Below are 17,036 nucleotides of genomic sequence, written 5' to 3'. Positions count from 1 at the left end.
TCTCTCGCACGTATCCGTTCCCCGGAAGGACCCTGTCATGACTGCCAGTTCCGCCCTGTCCCGCCGGGGATTCCTCGGCACGTCCCTGCTGTTCGTCGCGGGTGCCGCGGTCGGCTGCTCCAGCAACCCGCAGGAGACCGCGTCCGCCAAGGGCGCCAAGGTCACCCTCACGCAGTGGTATCACCAGTACGGAGAGGAGGGCACCCAGGCCGCGGTGAAGCGGTACGCCGAGGAGTTCACCAAGGCCAACCCGGACATCGCGATCAACGTCGTGTGGGGCGCCGACACCTCCCAGTACGAGACCAAGCTGAACGCCGCCCTGCTCGGTGCCGACGCCCCGGACGTCTTCGAACTCGGAGACTTCCGCGCCGAGATGGCCCGCAAGGGACAACTCGAACCCCTCGACGACGTGTACGGCTCTGCCAAGGACGGCTTCAACAAGGCCGACCTCGACTACCTCACCGTCGACGGCAAGCTCTACGGCATGAAGACCATCGACGACATCATGATGCTCTTCTACCGCAAGTCGATGCTGAAGAAGGCGGGCGTCGCCGTGCCCACCACCTTCGCCGAACTCGCGGACGCCGCCAAGAAGTTGACATCCGGCAACGTCAAGGGCCTGTTCATAGGCAACGACGGCATCGGCGACAGTCCCTACCTCCTCGCCTGGTCCCAGGGCAAGGACCTCATCGACGGCGACAAGGTCGTCTACGCCGACGCCGCCAAGTCCATCGGCGGCCTGCACGATCTGCACTCCGACAAGTCGGTGCTGCTCGGCTTCACCACCGACTGGTACGACGCGGGCGCGTTCACCCAGGGCGCCACCGCCATGCAGTGGTGCGGCCTGTGGGCGCTGCCCACCATCCAGAAGGCGCTCGGCGACGACTTCGGGGTCGCGCCCTGGCCCGCGTACGACTCCTCCGGGAAGCCCGTCGCCCGGCTCGGCGGCTGGACGCAGGCGGTCAACGCCAAGAGCAAGCACGTCGCGGAGGCCAAGAAGTACCTCCAGTGGCTGTGGATCAAGCAGTCCGACATCCAGATCGACTGGGCCGTCAAGTACGGCTTCCACGTGCCGCCGCAGACCGCGGTCGCCGCCAGGACGCCGGAGCTGAGCAAGGGCGCCGCGAAGGACACCGTCACCATCGGGACCAAGTACGGCATCTCCTTCCCGGCCGAGTGGACGCAGGCGATGCAGGCCGAGTTCATCGCCGCGGCCGCCGACATCGCCCAGGGATCGGCGCCGGAGAAGACCCTGAAGAAGGCCCAGTCCAAGGCGCAGTCCGACCTCGACAAGCAGATGGGCTGACCGTCATGACCGCCACCGGCACCACGCCCTTGCAGGGGAGTGCCGCCCGCCCGGCGCCCGCCACGGCGCCGCGCCGCCGGCGGCTGACAGAGCGGCGCTCGAAGGCCCTGGCCTTCGTCGTCCTCACCGCCCCGATGCTGATCGGCCTCGGCGTCTTCCGCTACGTGGCCATCGGCTGGAGCTTCCTGCTCAGCTTCAGTGAGGCCCGCCGCACCATCTCTCTCGGTACCTGGGTCGGTCTCGACAACTACCAACAGCTCCTGAGCGACGAGCGGTTCCGCGACTCGCTCACGATGATCGTGCTGTTCACGGCGATGATCGTGCCGATCACCTTCGCCGCGTCCCTGGGCCTCGCCGTCCTCGTCAACCGGGTACGGCGCGGCCGGGCCTTCTTCCGTACGGCGTTCCTGCTGCCCGCGGCGGTCAGCTACGTGGCCGCCGCGATGATCTGGAAGATGGCCCTGTTCAGCGGCGTGCCGTCCGGCCTCGCGAACACGCTCGGCGCGCTGTTCGGCGCCGACCCCACGCCATGGATCCAGACGCAGAGCCCGCCCCTGTACTGGATCGTGCTCGTCACGCTGCGCCTGTGGCTCCAAGTCGGCCTCTACATGATCCTGTTCATCGCGGGGCTCCAGTCCATTCCGCAGCACCTGTACGAAGCCGCGGCCCTCGACGGCGCCGGTGCCTGGCGCACCTTCCGCAGCATCACCTTCCCCATGCTGCGCAACACGTCGGTCGCGATCCTGCTGCTGATGCTCATCGCCGCGCTCCAGGCCTTCGACGAGTTCTACGCGATCTTCTCCACCGGCGCCTCGCTCGGCAGCGAACCTGTGCGCACCCCCCTCATGCACCTCTACGGCGTCGCCCTCCAGGACCAGGACTACGGCGTCGGCTCCGCCGGAGCCTTCCTGCTCACCCTCCTGATCGTGCTGGTCACGCTCCTCCAGGGCCGGATCCTCGGGTTCTCCCGCGACAAGGACTGATCGGACAAGGACTGAACCCATGAACCGTTACCGAGGGAGCGTGCTCGGCTCCGCCGCCACGTACCTGGTGCTGTGCCTGCTGGCCGTGGTCTTCCTGATCCCGTTCTACGTGCTTCTGCGCAACGCCTTCATGACGACGCCGGAGGTCACCGCCACCGACTGGCACTGGCTGCCGTCCGCGCTGAGCTGGGACAACTTCAGCGCCCTGTTCAACAACCCGGAGCGTCCCTTCGGCCGGTCCCTGGCCAACTCACTGCTGATCGCGGTGATCTCGGCCCCGGTGTCCACGCTGCTCGCCTCGATGGCCGGGTACGCCCTTGCCCGGATCAACGTGCCCGGTCGCGGGGTGGTCCTCTCGCTCATCGTCGGCACGCTGATGATCCCCCAGGCCGTGACCTTCCTGCCGACGTTCGTCGTGGTCGGTTCGATGGGCGGCGTGAACACGATGTGGGGTCTGATCGCACCCGGCCTGTTCAACGCGTTCGCCGTCGTGCTCTTCCGCAGCTTCTACCTGTCCTTCCCCGCCGAGATCGAGGAGGCGGGCCGCCTCGACGGCCTCAGCTACCTCGGTGTCTACGGGCGCATCATCCTGCCCAACTCGGTCACGATGATCGCCTCCCTCGGCGCACTGTCCTTCATCGAGGCGTGGAACTCCTTCCTGTGGCCCCTGATGATCGGCCAGGATCCCGAGAGCTGGACCGTGCAGATCGCCCTCTCCAGCTTCCTCACCTCCCAGACCGTCAACCTGCCCGAGCTGTTCGCCGGGACGGTCGTGGCGATCCTCCCGCTCGTGATCATGTTCCTGGTCGCCCAGCGCCACATCGTCCAGGGCATAGCGATGTCCGGTCTCAAGTCCTGAAACTCCCTCTCCCCCGTACCGGAGGTACTTCCAGTGACCCGTACGACCAGAACGACCCGGCGGGCGGCGCTCACCGCCGCCTGCGCACTGCCCCTCACCCTCGCCCTGTCCACCGGCACCGCCGAGGCCAAGACCCCGTACGTCAAGCCGTTCATGGGCTGGAGCAGCTGGAGCGTCGAGTCCTCCTCGCGTGCCGGCTACGGCACGCACTGGCTGAACGAGGGCAACATCAAGAACGCCGCCGACGCGCTCAGCAGCAAGCTGTCCTCGGCCGGCTACAAGAATCTGAACATCGACGCCGGCTGGAACTTCGACTACGACTGGAACTTCCACACCGACGCCAACGGCATCCCGAACGCCGACAAGGACCGCTTCCCCAGCGGTATGCAGTCGCTCTCCGACTACGTCCACGGCAAGGATCTCAAGCTCGGCCTGTACGGCGCCGCCGGACTGGAGAAGGAGGTCTACGACAAGAACGCGCCGATCCTCGGCGCTGACTGTCATGCACAGGACATCACGGTGAAGCCGCTGACCCCGACCAACAAGTGGGGCGGCAGCTGGAAGATCGACTACAGCAACCCCTGTGCCCAGGAGTACATCGACTCGATCGTCGCGCGGTACGCCTCCTGGGGCATCGACTTCATCAAGATCGACGGCGTGACGAAGGACAACGTCGCCGACATCAAGGCATGGTCCACCGCCATCGACCACAGCGGCCGCAGCATGTGGCTGTCCGCCAGCGCCTGGCCCGTCGACCTCGAGGCCGGCGACGGCCTGCGGCCCTACGCCAACGGCGTCCGTGTCGACACCGACATCGAGTGCTACTGCGAGACCACCAGCACGTGGACCAGCTCCGTCGACGACCGCTTCGCCGACCTGCCCAAGTGGCTGCCCAAGCTGTCCGCCCCCGGCTATCTCGGCGACCTCGACTCGATGCCGATCAACAACAACTCCGGCAGCGGCCTGCAGGACGGGGTCAACGACACCGAGCGGCAGACCGTCATGACGTTCTGGTCGATGGCCTCGTCCCCGCTGTACGTCGGCGGCGACATCTACTTCCTCGACGACAAGGCCAAGGCCATCCTCACCAACCCCGAGGTCATCGCAGTCGACCAGGCTGCCGTCCTGCCGAAGCAGATCCGCTCCGGGGACACGCAGGTGTGGACGAAGAAGGTGGGCGGCGCCACCTACCTCGCGGTCTACAACCTCGGCTCCGAGGCCACCGACATCACGGTCGACCTCAAGGACCTGGGCGTCAAGCGCCCCCAGCACCTGCGCGACGTCGTCGCCCGCAAGGACCTCGGTACCGCCAAGGGCTCCTGGACCGCCACCGCCGTCCCGGCCCACGGCTCCCGCCTGATCAAGCTCTCCTGACCGCCCGTCACGTCCAAGGAGCCGCACATGAGCAACGGACCCTCCAGACGCCTGGTCCTCGGCCTCGGCGGAGCCCTCGCGCTGAGCGCCCTGCCCGCCTTCACCGCGCACGCCGCGCCCCGCCGCCCCACCACGTCCCCGCTGGTACCGGCCGGTGAGGCGACGACCCTGTGGTACCCCGAGCCCGCCGACGAGGACCTCCTCATCGAGCAGGGCCTGCCGCTGGGCAACGGCCGCCTCGGTGCCCTCGTCGGCGCCGACCCGGCCCGGGAACTCCTGCACGTCACCGACGCCACCCTGTGGACCGGCGGCGCCAACACCACCCTCGACTCCGACGGTCAATTCCCCTACGGGCGCGATGACTTCGGCAGCTTCACACTGCTCGCCCGCGTCATGCTGTATCTGCCGGGGCACGAGCGCTCCGCCGTCACCGACTACCGCCGCACCCTCGACCTCAGCAACGGCCTCGTCACCACGACGTACACCAAGGACGAGGTCCGCTACACCCGGGAGATGTTCGCCAGCGCGCCCGACGACACCATCGTCGTCCGGCTGAGCCAGAGCGGCGGCGGCTCCCTCACCGGCGCCGTCATCCTCTCCGGCACCCACGGCGAGACGACCGGGGTCGACAAGGACCGGAACCTTGCCTCCTTCTCCGCCGCGTTGGGCAACAAGCTGCGCTACGCGGCCGCCGTCACCGCCGCCGGGGACGGGGCGATCGCCGCCACCGGAACCCGCGTCACGTTCACCGACTGCTCCGAGGTCACCCTCGTGATCAGTGGCGGCACGGACTACGCGCCGAACCACGCCACCGGCTACCGGGACCCGGACGCGGACCCGCTCGCCCTCGCTCGGGACAAGGCCCTCGCGGCGGCCCGGACTTCGGCCGTACGGCTGCGCGACACGCACGTCGCCGACTACCGCGCCCGCTACGACCGCCTCACCCTCGACCTCGGCCGCTCCAGCGGCGGGCAGCGCCGGATGGACACCTGGACGCGCCTGAAAGCCCGCGCGGCCGATGGATCGGCGCCCGACCCGGAACTGGAGGCGAGTTACCTCCAGTTCGGCCGCTACCTGACCATCTGCGGCTCGCGCGACGGTCTGCCCATGGGACTCCAGGGGCTGTGGCTGGAGGGCAACACCCCGGACTGGATGGGCGATTACCACACCGACATCAACCTCCAGATGAACTACTGGCTGGCCGACCGGGCCGGCCTCGGCGACACTTTCCCCGCCTTCGCCGACTACTGCCTGGCCCAGCTCCCCGCGTGGAGCGAGGTGACGCAGAAGCAGTTCAACGACTCCCGCAACCGCTACCGCAACACCTCCGGCAAGGTTGCGGGCTGGACGGTCGCTTTCTCCACGAACCCCTACGGCGGCCTGGGCTGGTGGTGGCACCCGGCGGGCAACGCCTGGCTGTGCGAATCCCTCTACGAGCACTACGAGTACACGCAGGACGTGCGGTATCTGGCGCGGATCATGCCGCTCCTCAAGGGCGCCTGCGAGTTCTGGGAAGCACGCCTGATCACCACGACCGTCGACGGACGTGAGGTGCTCGTCGACGACCACGACTGGTCGCCCGAACAGGGCCCGCAGGACGCCCGCGGCATCACGTACACCCAAGAACTCCTTTGGTCCCTCTTCGGCCACTACGAGCAGGCGTGCCGCACTCTCGGCCGTGACGCCGAACACGCCGCCGCCGTAGGGAAGTTGCGTGACCGCCTCTATCTCCCGAAGGTCAGCCCGAAGTCCGGCCGGCTCGAGGAGTGGATGAGCGAGGACGACCTCGGCGAGACCACCCATCGCCATCTGTCGCCGCTCATCAACCTGTTCCCCGGCGACCGCATCCGCCCGGACGCCGGCAATCCTGAACTCCTCAAGGGAGCAACGGAGTTGCTGACCTCCCGCGGCATGGAGAGCTACGGCTGGGCCTGCGCGTGGCGGGCAGCGTGCTGGGCGCGGCTCAAGGACGCCGACAAGGCCTATCGGCTGCTGTTGACGAACCTGAAGCCCTGGGCGGGCGGTGACACCGGCACGGCCATGAACTTCTTCGACATGTACCGGGTCTCCGACACCCGGGCGATCTTCCAGATCGACGCCAACCTCGGCACACCCACCGCGATGCTGGAAATGCTCGTCCACTCCCGCCCCGGCCACATCGAACTGCTGCCGGCGCTCCCGGACGCCTGGGCCGAATCCGGCTCGATCGAGGGCGTGGGAGCCCGCGGCGGCTTCACCGTGGACATGACCTGGGAGCGCGGCCGCGTAAGCCGGGCGACGCTGCGCAGCGTCGGGGGGCGCAGCACCACCGTCACCGCGGGTGGCCGCAGCACGACTGTCACCCTGCGGCCCGGTCAGTCGATGAGGCTCACGGACCTCCAGGGCTGAACCGGACGGTACGACCGGTGCACGGCAGGGCGCCCGGCCTCGCGGACGCCCTGCCCTGCACCGCGCCTTCCCGAGGACGCACGTCCCTGAACGACGACCTGAACGTCGAGAAGAACGTCTACCTGAACGTCGAGAAGAACGTCGACCTGAACGTCTGGAAGAACGTCGAGAAGAGCGGAGAAAACGCCGATGACCCTCGATCAGCCGCACCGAGCGGTGCGCAGCCGCGCCCGCCGCAGACCTTTGTGGCCCCTGTTCGGAGCGCTGCTCGCGCTCGCCCTGGCGGCCGTGCCGGTGGGCACCGCGGGAGCCGCCACGCCGTCGGCGCACGCCCCGGGCACCCGGGTGAGCGCCTGGTCGCCGAGCATGACGACCGGCGGCCCGTCCTTCGAGAACCAGACCATTCGCATGGTGGTGCACAGCAGCGTGGCGGGATCGCGCGCCCGCATCACTCTCTCGAACCGCTACAGCCCCGGGCCGCTGGAGGTGGCGGCCGCGAACGTCGCCGTCCAGGCGCACGGCGGCGAGGCAAGGCCGGGTACAGCCCGGCGCATCACCTTCGCCGGCTCTGACCGCGTCACGCTCCCGGCCGGGGACGAGGCCGTCAGTGACGTCGTCCCGATCTCGGTGGAGGCGGGGGAGAACCTGCTCGTCAGCCTCTACGTGCCCGGCGCGACCGGCATGTCGACCTGGCACTCGGACGCCTTCGACACGACGTACACGGCCTCGGGCGACCACACAGGGGACGACAGCGCGGCCGGGTTCGTCACCACCACGACCTCCTGGTACTACCTGGCGGGTCTCGACGTCCTGTCTCCGACGGCGAAGGGCACCGTCGTCGCGTTCGGCGACTCCATCACCGACGGCTACCACTCCTCGACCGGTACCTACACCCGGTGGCCCGACGTGCTGGGCCGCCGCCTCGAGGCCGAGCCGGGCCCGCAGCGGCTGAGCGTCGTCGACGCCGGTATCGGCGGCAACCGCGTGCTCACCGATGTCCCCAACCTCTGGCAGGGCGTCAGCGCCCTGAAGCGGTTCCGCCACGACGCGCTCGGTCAGCCCGGCGTCAAAGACGTGATTCTCTTCGAAGGCATCAACGACATCGGCAACAACGCCGGACCCGACGGTGGACCGCTGACCGCGCAGGACCTGATCGACGGCTGGCGCACCCTCATCGACGAGGCGCATGCCGCCGGTGTCCGTGTCATCGGCGCGACCCTGATGCCGGTCAAGGGCAACGGCTACTACACGCCCGCCGCCGAGGAGCTCCGCCGCAGCGTCAACGACTGGATCCGCACCGGCGGCGCCTTCGACGGCGTCATCGACTTCGACCGGGTCATGCGCGACCCCGCGGACCCCTCGGCCCTCAACCCCGCCTACGACTCGGGCGATCACATACACCCCGACGACGCGGGCATGAAGGCCATGGCCGATGCGGTCGACCTCGGTCTGCTGCGGTACTGACGCGGGACCGGCCGCCCTTGGGGGCGTATATGACGCCGGTGGGCGAAGTGCCCACTCCACCGGGGGGCTGTTGCGCCCCCCGGTGGACCTACTTGGTTGGGGGCAGAGTTGGCCCGGCATCGTCCCGCAGTTGGAGGTGACCGGCTTGCCGGAGAGGTGTTCGGTATGCAAGGAGAGCGCGTCGCCCAGGTCCGTGATGAGAGGCACGACGTGGTCGGTGAGTATCTCGTCGCCGGGGTTCGGCAGCTTGCTGGCCTTGTAGGTGACGTTGTGCCGCCTTTGTGGCACCGGTCCACGGCCAGTTGTCGGGCCTGCGTGTGGGGAACGATGTCGTCCTGGTCACCGGTGGTCAGACGCACGGGCCCCGCGGGCTTGTGCATGCCGATGTGCGGGACCTTCTCGAACGCCCCCTGGAATCGCCGTCCCCGAGTCCGTCGCCCGCGCCGAGTGGATCGTGTGACGGCGGCCAGGTGCGGTTTGTGCAGCCGTTGCTCAACGGCGCGAACGACGCGGTAACCGGCCTGCTGGACGGACTGCCGGTCGCTGCTTTTCCCTCTCCCTCTCCCTGCTCTTTCGGCGTCGGCGTCGGCGTCATCCGTGCCGTCTACGCGGTGGCATTGTTCCCGGCAACCAAGTCGGGCCTCGTAGCCACCCTCAGTGCGAACTCCAGGGATCGGGTGAAGATTTGGGTCACGGCGCCCTGGTCCAGGCCGTGCCAGCCGTGATCGGCGCCGGGAATCGTCCACAACTCGACGGACGCTCCCGCGCCGCTCAGTGCCGCGGCGAGGTCCCGGCCGTGTGAGCACGCCACCATCGAGTCGTCCTCCCCATGGACGACGAGGAAGGGCGGGGCACCCGCATGCGCGTTCTTCAACGGGCTGGCCGCACCGGCGAGTTCGGGTGCGTCCGCGGGCGCGGCGCCGAGCAGCAGCGCCTCAGGGGTGGCCGCGTCGGCGGGGTCGAAGGGATCGCGGGCCGAGGTCAGATCCGCGGGCCCGTACCAGACGACGGCCCCCGCGAGCGGCGGCTCGTCGTGGGTGAGGGCGAGTAGTGAGGCCAGATGTCCGCCCGCGGACTCGCCCCACACCACCGTACGGCGCGGGTCGGTGCCGAGCTCCGTAGCGCGCACGTTCAGCCAGCGCAGTGCCGTGCGCAGATCGGCCAGGGGTGCGGGGAACGTCGCCTCGCCGCTGAGCCGGTAATCCACGCAGGCCACCGTGAACCCGGCCGCCGCGATCCGCTCGAAGGGAGTCGGGTCCCACGCGCGCGTGTGCAGACCCATGTCGTCGCGCTGCCCACGCCGCCACGCCCCACCGTGCACGAACAGCACGACGGGGGAGGGGCGCGGGGCGTCCGGCGTGGGCGGCAGCCAGAGGTCGAGCTCCAGCGGCCGGCTGCCCTCCAAGACCCCGTACGGGACGCCGCGCAGCACACGCACCCCGGCCGGGCGCTCTGCCGCCGGCGGCAGCGGACCGACGTCCGGGTGCGGCGCGGCGATCAACTCCCGTAGCGTCCGGGTCACTTGGTCCGCCACTGATGGTCGGGCAGGAAACGGACGTCGTACTCGCGAGGGACCGTGGCGAACTTCGACGGTTCGGGCACGAACGGCTCGCGCGGCAGGCCTAGTTGCTCGGCCGGGGTGCCCAGCGTCTCGAAGAAGCGCTCGAAGGTGCCGTGCCGCCCGGCCGCCACCCCGACGATCTGGGAGTGATGGCGCTCCATGCGGTAGGCGTGCGGGCAGTTCTTCGGCACGAAGCCGAAGTCGCCCGGGCCGAGCAGCCGCTCCTGCTGTTCGCCCTCGGTGTCCTCGACGAACAGGCGGACCGCGCCGTGGGTCACGTAGAAGACCTCGTACGTGTCCTCGTGCAGATGGGCCGGGATGATGTCGCCCTTCGGCCCCTCGCAGGTGAAGACGTTGAACGTGTTCTCCGTCTGTTCACCGCCCGCGTAGACGGTGATCAGGTCCGCGAACAGATGGGCCCGGTCACCCTCGCCCTTCTCGATGACGTACGGCTTGCCCGGCTCCGCGGGGATGCGTGACGCGCTCCGGTAGCGCGTGGCGTACTCCATGGTCATGACCGCTCACCTCTCTATGTCAGGTTGCCTGACAACTTACGTCAGGTACCCTGACACGTGACGGGGCCGGAGGCAAGTGCCGTACAGGACGCCCACGACCCACGACGGAGAGGAAGCGATGACCGGCACCGGACGTGACCTGCCGCAACTCCTGGGCGAGGCCCGGCGCTGGTTCGAGGAGGGGCTGCTCGCCGCCCTGGCGGCGGAGGGGGTGCCGGCGGTCACTCCGCCTCAGGTGCAGCTCTTCGCCGCGCTCGACCAGGACGGCACCACCGTCTCCGAACTGGCCCGCCGGATGGGTGTCACCCGTCAGACCGTTCATCAGGCCGTGCACTCCCTCGTCGCCACCGGGCTCCTGGAGCAGGTGCCGGACCCCGCGTCGGCCCGCCGCCGGCTGATCCGCCGCACCGCGGAGGGGCGCCGGACCCACGACCGAGCCCGGCGCGCCCTCGACTACCTCGAGGATCAACTCGCCGACCGCATCGGCAAGGACGTCGTCGCGGCGCTGCGGTCCGCGCTGGAACAGCCTTGGGGCGAGCCGCCCACCGGCTGATCACACGGGCCGGCCGCGCTCCCGGCATGCCGAACGCACGGCCGCCGGAGTCGGCTTCGCGACCCACGACGCGTGCAGGCCATGCTCAGCCCGTCTGAGTCGGTCTTCGCGGGTAGCGACATGACGGTGACCGCCGACGCGGGACAAAGGTCGGTGGGTACGGCTCAGGACGTTTTCGTAGTTCTCCTGGCAGACCGCTTCGCGCTCTCGCTTCTGTTGGCGCCCGAAGAGCTGCGCCTGGGTTTGGCGGGCGCGCTCTTCTTTCGTGCTGTGGCCTCCCGTGTGTTCGCGACCGTCCGCGATGACGCCGTCCGGGCCGATGCGGTCGGCCACTTGAACTCGATCTCCAGCTCGATCTCCCCATCGCCGACCTCGACCTCGATCTCACTGCGCAGGTCGTCGGGGAGCCGCAGGCTCAGCGTTCCGGCGCCGAGTGCCAGTTCGGCATCCCCACCCTCCCTCAGGGCGTCTGCGAATGCGGTGAGCTGGTCGGCCGCCTCGAGGCGTGACAACGTGCGCTTCTGCTCAAATTTGAGATCTCTCACGGGTGTCTCCGATCCCGACCCAGCCCGGAGGCCGGACTGCATGGCGAGGTGATCCGTGCTTCGTCACTCCGACGGGCTGGGTGCGGTGCACAGTGCCCAGATCACGACGGCGTTGATCGCGATCAGGACGATGGCCCAGAACGGCGCGTAGGGGATCCACAGGAAGTTCGCGAGCATGGCCAGGCCCGTCAGCCCGACGCCGACGACCCTGGCCCAGGTTGCGCCCTGGAACAGGGCAGCCCCTGCGAGTACGACGATCACGCCCAGGATCAGATGGATCCAGCCCCATCCGGTGAGATCGAACTTGTACACATAGTTGCGGGTGGTGATGAAAATGTCGTCCTTGGCTATGGCTGCGATGCCCTGGAAGACCATCATCAGGCCGCCGAAGATCATCAGGACGGCGGCGAAGACCAGCCGGCCGCTCCCGAGCCCGGTGCCTGTCGATCGTGCCGCCGTATCCGAGCGGCTTCCACTCGCATGACTGGCCATCTCCGGCTCCTTCGTGTCGTGGGCCCCTCACAACCGCGCGCACGCACGGCTGGCCGGGCTACTTCCAATCTCGGCCCACCGCGATCACTTTGCACCTCGGAGCCGAAGCCGCGCGCACCATCGGCGCCCTGCACGGAACAGCGGTGGTGGCCGCCGACACCCGGACGACGGTCCCGTGGCCGGCCACGGAGTACGTGCTCGGCCCGGCCCTGTCCGAGGCCGTCGAACACCACGGCCCGCTCCCCGAACCCGGCGTCCGGGCTCTGGGTGTCCACGTCGCCCGGGCGCTCGGCGGCCTCCACGGCGCGGGACTCGTCCACCACGACCTCAAGCCGTCCGACATCCTGATCACGGCCACCGGCCCACGCGTCATCGACTTCGGCATCGCCCGCGGCCTCGGCGCCCGCCGTCTCTTGTGGGGGTCAGGTCTTCGTCATGGTGTGCAGCGGATACGACCACAGCAGATGTCCGTCGGAGGCTCGCAGTGCCAGGAAGTCGTTGGCCGAACCCGGTTTCGTACGCGCGTCGCCGGTGGCGAGTCCCGTCACGTAGACCACGCCATCGACGACGGACGGGGTCCCGCGGGGGGTGCCGACGGCCTGTCCGGAGCGGGCGGCCATCCACGGCGGGATTCTCTACCGCGACATGACGGACGTCCCGCAGCCGTTCCTGGCCGTCGACCTGAAGACGCACCGCCCGCCGTGGACCTTCCGCAGCGGCATCCCGAACGACGGCAAGGCCCCCGTGGACTTCACGGTCGGCCGCACCGCCCTCGCTCTGGCCTCCAACCGCCTGCACCTGTCCTGCGCAACCACTGTGGTCACGCTTCCGGCGGACCGTTGACACGGGTGTAGACCTGCTCGGCCGACGGGCCCCTCGGGCGCCGGCGACGCCGTCCTCACATATTTGAAATAATGACCTCGTTGCCCTTCATGTCGGGCGACGCCATGACCTCGATCACCGAGGGTCCTGCCAGGAGGCCGAAATGCACTCCTCAATCGTGTGGGCGGACCCGGGAACGGTGCGGAGCGATCGCCGCGGACGGAAGGCGACCGAGAGCGGCCGTGCGGTCCCTGGGCGCTTGTGATGGCGGGAATCGAGCACGGCATCCACCCGAGGCAGCCACATACCCCCGACCTGCACGAACGTCTGCGTGCCGAGCTGGGCCGCATCGACGAGCAACTGCGGTCTCTGCTGGACGCCATGGACCGAGTTCAGGGCCTGCTGGATGCCGTGGTGTCCATCAGCCGGGAGGTGGAGCTGCCCGCGGTACTGAACCGCATCGTCAGCACCGCCATGGATCTGGTGGGCGCCCGCTACGGGGCACTGGGCGTGCTCGACAAGTCCGGAGACCATTTGGAGCAGTTCATCGCGGCCGGCCTGTCCGAACAGGAACGCGCTGATCTGACCGAGGCCGGATTCCCTCGCGGTATGGGGGTCCTCGGGCACCTGATTCGTCATCCGGCACCCCTGCGGGTGGAGAGCATTCTGTCTCATCCGTCGTCCACCGGGTTCCCGCCCGGTCATCCGCGTATGCGTACCCTGCTCGGCGTCGCGATCAGTGTCCGCGGCGAGATCTACGGCGACCTCTACCTCTCCGAGCGCCGTGACGGACAGCCCTTCGACGCTCACGACGAGAACGTCGTCGTCGCCCTGGCCGGCGCCGCCGGGATCGCGATCGAGAACGTCCGCCTGTTCGAGCGGGTACGGGTCGGAGCCGAGCAGTTCCAGCGGCTGCTGCTGCCGACACTTCCCGACCTGCGGCCTTTCACCGCGGCCGCGATCTACCGGCCCGCAGCCGAGCCCAGTCAGCTCGGCGGTGACTGGTACGACGCCATCCCGCTGCCCGGCAATGTCGTGGCGGTCGTCATCGGTGATGTGGGCGGGCACGATCTGCGGGCCGCGGCCTCCATGGCCTCCACCCGCAACATGCTGCGCGCTCTGTTGTTCGAACGGGCCGATGCGCCCGGTGCCGTCCTCACCCAGCTCGACCGCACACTGCAAGCCATCACGACCAATCCCGTCACCACCACGACGCTGGCGCGTATCGAACCGGCAGGACCGGGCTGGCGCCTCCACTGGAGTACCGCGGGCCACGTCCCGCCCCTGCTGATCGTCCCTGGACGCCGGGCGGAAACCCTGTTCGCCGAGCCGGGTGTGCCCCTCGGGGTCGACACCGAACAACCCCGCCCCGATCACTCGCGATACGTGCCCCCTGACTCCACGGTCGTCTTCTTCACGGACGGGCTGATCGAACACCCCGCCCGGTCCATCGAGGAGAGCCTCGACGAGCTCACCGATCTCGCCACCCTGTACGCCGTCCTGCCCCTGCCGGAATTCGTTCAGGCACTGGCCGATCACCACCCCAGCGACGGTCACGACGACATGGCCGTCGTCGCCCTGCGCACCCCGCCCGCCTGACCTCCGGTGCGCGACGAACGCGCGCCTCAACGGTGCCGTGGAGGATCCGGGGGAAGCGGCGGATGATGGATCACGGAGCGATGTCGAAGCGGAGGCCGCACCCATGACAGCCGCCCGGCGAGAACGGCTCCGGCGCGGCGCCGCAGCCGCCCTGGAGATCTGTGTCGTGGTCGCGCTCTACTACGGCTCGGCCAAACTGGGACTGCTCCAGCAGCTGGTGCGCGGCCAGGTCACCCCCCTCTGGCCGCCGACCGGGATCGCCCTGGCGAGCCTGCTCCTGCGCGGTCCGCGGGTCTGGCCCGGGATCGCGGTCGGTGCGCTCCTGGTCAACGCCCCCCTCGGGCCGTCGGTTCCGGCCGTGCTCGCCATCGTGGCCGGAAACACCCTCGCGCCCCTCTGCTCCTACGCACTGCTCCGTCGTGCGGGATTCCGTATCGAACTGTCCCGTTTGCGGGATGTGCTCGCACTTATCTTTCTCGGTGCGTTCACCGGGATGCTGGTCAGCGCGACGATCGGCAGCGGGACCCTGGCCCTCGCCGGAGTGGTGAGCGCCGGCGAGTTCTGGCCGACGTGGTCGGTCTGGTGGACCGGCGACGCGATGGGCGTCCTGGTGGTGACGCCGGTCCTGCTCGTTCTGCGCTCGGCACGCTGGCCGAAGGACGCTCCGCCGTCCCGTTGGGCGGAGGGTTTCCTGCTCCTCGTGGCCACCGCCGGCGTCGGACTCGCCGGGAGCGGCAGCGTGCCCCTCATGTTCCTGGGCTTCCCGCTGCTGATCTGGGCGGCCTTCCGCTTCCAGCTGGCCGGGGCCGCACCCTGCGCCCTGGCCGTGTCCACCTTCGCGATCGTCGCCGCCGCCAGGGGGTCCGGGCCGTTCGCCGATCACGATCTGCTCACCAGCATGATCACCCTGCAGGCTTTCAACGGTTCCTCCGCGCTGACCGCCCTGCTGGTCTCGGCCGCCGTCAGCGAACGCAAACAGTTCCAGCTGGAGATCTCGCAGGCCTGCGGGTATCTCGCCGAGATGGTGGCCAAGATCTCCGCGGGCGGCTACCAGCCGACGCTCCCCCTCCGCTTCGACGAAGTGGACAGGGCCGACGAAGGGAACAGGCTCGGCGAAGTGGACAGGGCCGACGAAGGGAACAGGCTCGGCGAAGTGGACAGGGCCGACGAAGGGAACAGGGTCGACGAAGTGAACAAGGTCGGCGAAGTGCACACGGTCGATGAAGAGACCCAGGTCGGAGAAGAGGACAAACGGGAAGGGCGTGGCGGACGAACCGGAACAACGGCGTGATCAGCCTGGCTCTCCGCCGGTCAGGGGTCTGTCGGAACTTCGCAGCGTGCGCGATGCCGTCGCGCCGGCGGGGCACCTCGGACGGGGAAGGGGCGGGCCGAGTGGCTCACCGCCGAGCCGAGCTGACCCCTCCGCGGGGAGCGGTGAAGGGGTCGCGTGCCTCCGCCTGACCCGGTGCCGGCACTCCCTCACCGGCACCGGTCTCCTCTGGGATGATGAGTGATCATGGCCTCCATGTCCTCGCACGGTTCAGCCGGAACGCCGCCCACCAGTGAGGACGTAGCGCGCGCCGCGGGGGTGTCGCGGGCCACCGTTTCGTACGTCCTGAACAACACCCGGGGCGGGCGTGTCAGTGAGGCGACCCGGGAGCGGGTGAGGGACGCGGCCCGGCAGCTGGGTTATGTGCCGCACGCCGTGGCGCGGGCACTGCGCGCGGGGCGAAGCGGGATCGTTCTGCTCACCACCCCGGCAGTGACCGCAGGGCCGTTGTTCGCCCAGTACTTCGCCGAGCTGCAGTTGGCCCTTTCGGAACTCGGCTACACGGCCGTGCTCTACGGCCCGACGGGACACCGGGGCGCGGAGGCCGCTCGCCGCTGGGCCGAGTTGAGGCCCGACGCGGTGCTGTCGCTGATGGACGACAGCCTGGAGGAGCAAGCCGTCGCCCTGCTGCACCGGGCCGGGATCGGGGTCGTGGTCAGCGCCGGGCCGGCGCCTGTGCCCGGCGCGCACGCGCTGGTGGCGGACCAGGTGCAGGTCGGCGCGCTGGCCGTGGAGCATCTGGCGGCGGTCGGACGCAGGAACATCGGTGTGATCGTGCCCGCCGACGCATCGCTGCGCCGGTTCGCCGAGCCCAGGTTCTCCGGTGCTGAGACCGCCGCGCGAGCACACCCTTCCGTCACCGTCGTACGGCAGGAACTCTCTCTCGACGAGGGGGCGGCGGCCCAGTGGGCCGAGCTGGTGGTCCGGACGAGGGCCGACGGGTTGTTCGCCTACAACGACGAGTACGCGTCCGTCGCTGTTCGTGCCCTCCAGGACGCCGGGCTGCGCGTGCCGGCGGACGTCGCCGTGGTGGGTGCGGACGACCTGCTCATCGGCCGGCTGCTCCGCCCGAAGCTCACGACCGTCCGCATGGACTTCACGCCCGCACGCGAGATCGCGGCGATGCTGGACCGCCTCATCGGCGCCCCCGACACGCCTGCGGAGACCCGCTCCTACCTCCGCACGAGTCTGGTGATCCGGGAAACCGCCTAATCGCCGGCTTCAACTTTTCAACACCGGCACGGC

Annotated in this window: 15 protein-coding genes and 3 pseudogenes; 12 read left to right on the top strand and 6 right to left on the bottom strand. The window is 69.3% G+C overall.

All coding sequences use genetic code 11. The annotated features are described in order from the left end of the window. Window positions 1-37 precede the first annotated feature (37 nt). From OG698_RS07890 to OG698_RS07865, 6 genes are all read left to right on the top strand, one after another. Window positions 38-1,306, top strand: a complete 1,269-nt coding sequence (locus OG698_RS07890) for an ABC transporter substrate-binding protein (protein ID WP_406102259.1) — start codon at window positions 38-40, stop codon at window positions 1,304-1,306. A 5-nt stretch (window positions 1,307-1,311) separates the two neighbouring features. Further along, window positions 1,312-2,289 (top strand): sugar ABC transporter permease, encoded by a 978-nt coding sequence (locus tag OG698_RS07885; protein WP_329567071.1) that lies wholly within the window; start codon window positions 1,312-1,314, stop codon window positions 2,287-2,289. A gap of 19 nt (window positions 2,290-2,308) precedes the next feature. Next, window positions 2,309-3,148 carry a carbohydrate ABC transporter permease gene (locus tag OG698_RS07880; protein ID WP_399974383.1) on the top strand — a complete coding sequence of 280 codons (840 nt, stop codon included), beginning with the start codon at window positions 2,309-2,311 and terminating at the stop codon, window positions 3,146-3,148. Window positions 3,149-3,181: 33 nt separating this feature from the next. After that, complete coding sequence (locus tag OG698_RS07875; protein WP_406102257.1) at window positions 3,182-4,522, top strand: glycoside hydrolase family 27 protein; 1,341 nt, start codon at window positions 3,182-3,184, stop codon at window positions 4,520-4,522. Window positions 4,523-4,549: 27 nt separating this feature from the next. Then, the gene (locus tag OG698_RS07870) at window positions 4,550-6,910 is read left to right on the top strand and encodes a glycosyl hydrolase family 95 catalytic domain-containing protein (RefSeq protein ID WP_406102256.1); all 2,361 of its coding nucleotides are present in this window, start codon (window positions 4,550-4,552) and stop codon (window positions 6,908-6,910) included. A gap of 189 nt (window positions 6,911-7,099) precedes the next feature. Continuing rightward, a complete protein-coding gene (locus OG698_RS07865; RefSeq protein WP_406102255.1) occupies window positions 7,100-8,374 on the top strand; it encodes an SGNH/GDSL hydrolase family protein in 1,275 nt (424 codons plus the stop codon). A gap of 108 nt (window positions 8,375-8,482) precedes the next feature. On the opposite strand, the pseudogene OG698_RS07860 reads toward OG698_RS07865, so the two are convergent. The 3 genes and pseudogenes from OG698_RS07860 to OG698_RS07850 all read right to left on the bottom strand — a co-directional run. Continuing rightward, window positions 8,483-8,760, bottom strand: a pseudogene (locus OG698_RS07860) (lipase family protein); the annotation flags it as partial. Between the two features lie 218 nt (window positions 8,761-8,978). Further along, window positions 8,979-9,896 (bottom strand): alpha/beta fold hydrolase, encoded by a 918-nt coding sequence (locus OG698_RS07855; RefSeq protein ID WP_406102254.1) that lies wholly within the window; start codon window positions 9,894-9,896, stop codon window positions 8,979-8,981. Continuing rightward, the gene (locus tag OG698_RS07850; protein ID WP_406102253.1) at window positions 9,893-10,450 is read right to left on the bottom strand and encodes a quercetin 2,3-dioxygenase; all 558 of its coding nucleotides are present in this window, start codon (window positions 10,448-10,450) and stop codon (window positions 9,893-9,895) included. Before OG698_RS07850 ends, OG698_RS07855 begins: the two co-directional genes overlap by 4 nt. Before the next feature lie 118 nt (window positions 10,451-10,568). Between OG698_RS07850 and OG698_RS07845 the strand changes: the two genes are divergently transcribed. Beyond that, window positions 10,569-11,003, top strand: a complete 435-nt coding sequence (locus OG698_RS07845) for a MarR family winged helix-turn-helix transcriptional regulator (protein ID WP_406102252.1) — start codon at window positions 10,569-10,571, stop codon at window positions 11,001-11,003. A 164-nt stretch (window positions 11,004-11,167) separates the two neighbouring features. Here the strand turns inward: OG698_RS07845 and OG698_RS07840 are convergent, their stop codons facing one another. Both OG698_RS07840 and OG698_RS07835 read right to left on the bottom strand, forming a co-directional pair. Further along, a complete protein-coding gene (locus tag OG698_RS07840) occupies window positions 11,168-11,590 on the bottom strand; it encodes an amphi-Trp domain-containing protein (protein WP_406102250.1) in 423 nt (140 codons plus the stop codon). A 21-nt stretch (window positions 11,591-11,611) separates the two neighbouring features. Next, window positions 11,612-12,040, bottom strand: coding sequence for a hypothetical protein (locus tag OG698_RS07835; RefSeq protein ID WP_406102249.1), 429 nt, complete (start codon window positions 12,038-12,040; stop codon window positions 11,612-11,614). Here OG698_RS07835 and OG698_RS07830 point away from each other — a divergent pair. Continuing rightward, a pseudogene (locus tag OG698_RS07830) lies at window positions 11,998-12,429 on the top strand (protein kinase domain-containing protein); the annotation flags it as partial. The gene OG698_RS07835 and the pseudogene OG698_RS07830 sit on opposite strands and share 43 nt — an antisense overlap. Before the next feature lie 33 nt (window positions 12,430-12,462). Here the strand turns inward: OG698_RS07830 and OG698_RS07825 are convergent. Continuing rightward, window positions 12,463-12,660 carry a hypothetical protein gene (locus OG698_RS07825; protein WP_406111737.1) on the bottom strand — a complete coding sequence of 66 codons (198 nt, stop codon included), beginning with the start codon at window positions 12,658-12,660 and terminating at the stop codon, window positions 12,463-12,465. 25 nt (window positions 12,661-12,685) lie between these two features. Here OG698_RS07825 and OG698_RS07820 point away from each other — a divergent pair, with 25 nt between their 5' ends. The 4 genes and pseudogenes from OG698_RS07820 (at window position 12,686) to OG698_RS07805 (ending at window position 17,003) form a co-directional block, all read left to right on the top strand. Continuing rightward, complete coding sequence (locus OG698_RS07820) at window positions 12,686-12,883, top strand: hypothetical protein (RefSeq protein WP_406111735.1); 198 nt, start codon at window positions 12,686-12,688, stop codon at window positions 12,881-12,883. A gap of 243 nt (window positions 12,884-13,126) precedes the next feature. Beyond that, window positions 13,127-14,461, top strand: a complete 1,335-nt coding sequence (locus tag OG698_RS07815) for a PP2C family protein-serine/threonine phosphatase (RefSeq protein ID WP_406102248.1) — start codon at window positions 13,127-13,129, stop codon at window positions 14,459-14,461. 103 nt (window positions 14,462-14,564) lie between these two features. Next, window positions 14,565-15,506: pseudogene (locus tag OG698_RS07810) on the top strand (MASE1 domain-containing protein); the annotation flags it as partial. A gap of 471 nt (window positions 15,507-15,977) precedes the next feature. After that, the gene (locus OG698_RS07805) at window positions 15,978-17,003 is read left to right on the top strand and encodes a LacI family DNA-binding transcriptional regulator (protein ID WP_406102246.1); all 1,026 of its coding nucleotides are present in this window, start codon (window positions 15,978-15,980) and stop codon (window positions 17,001-17,003) included. Window positions 17,004-17,036: the final 33 nt, after the last annotated feature.

It is taken from the genome of Streptomyces sp. NBC_01003 (assembly GCF_045162695.1).
Lineage (GTDB): Bacteria > Actinomycetota > Actinomycetes > Streptomycetales > Streptomycetaceae > Streptomyces.
Note: the sequence above shows the minus strand (reverse complement) of the source record. Positions and strands in the feature narration are given on the sequence as shown.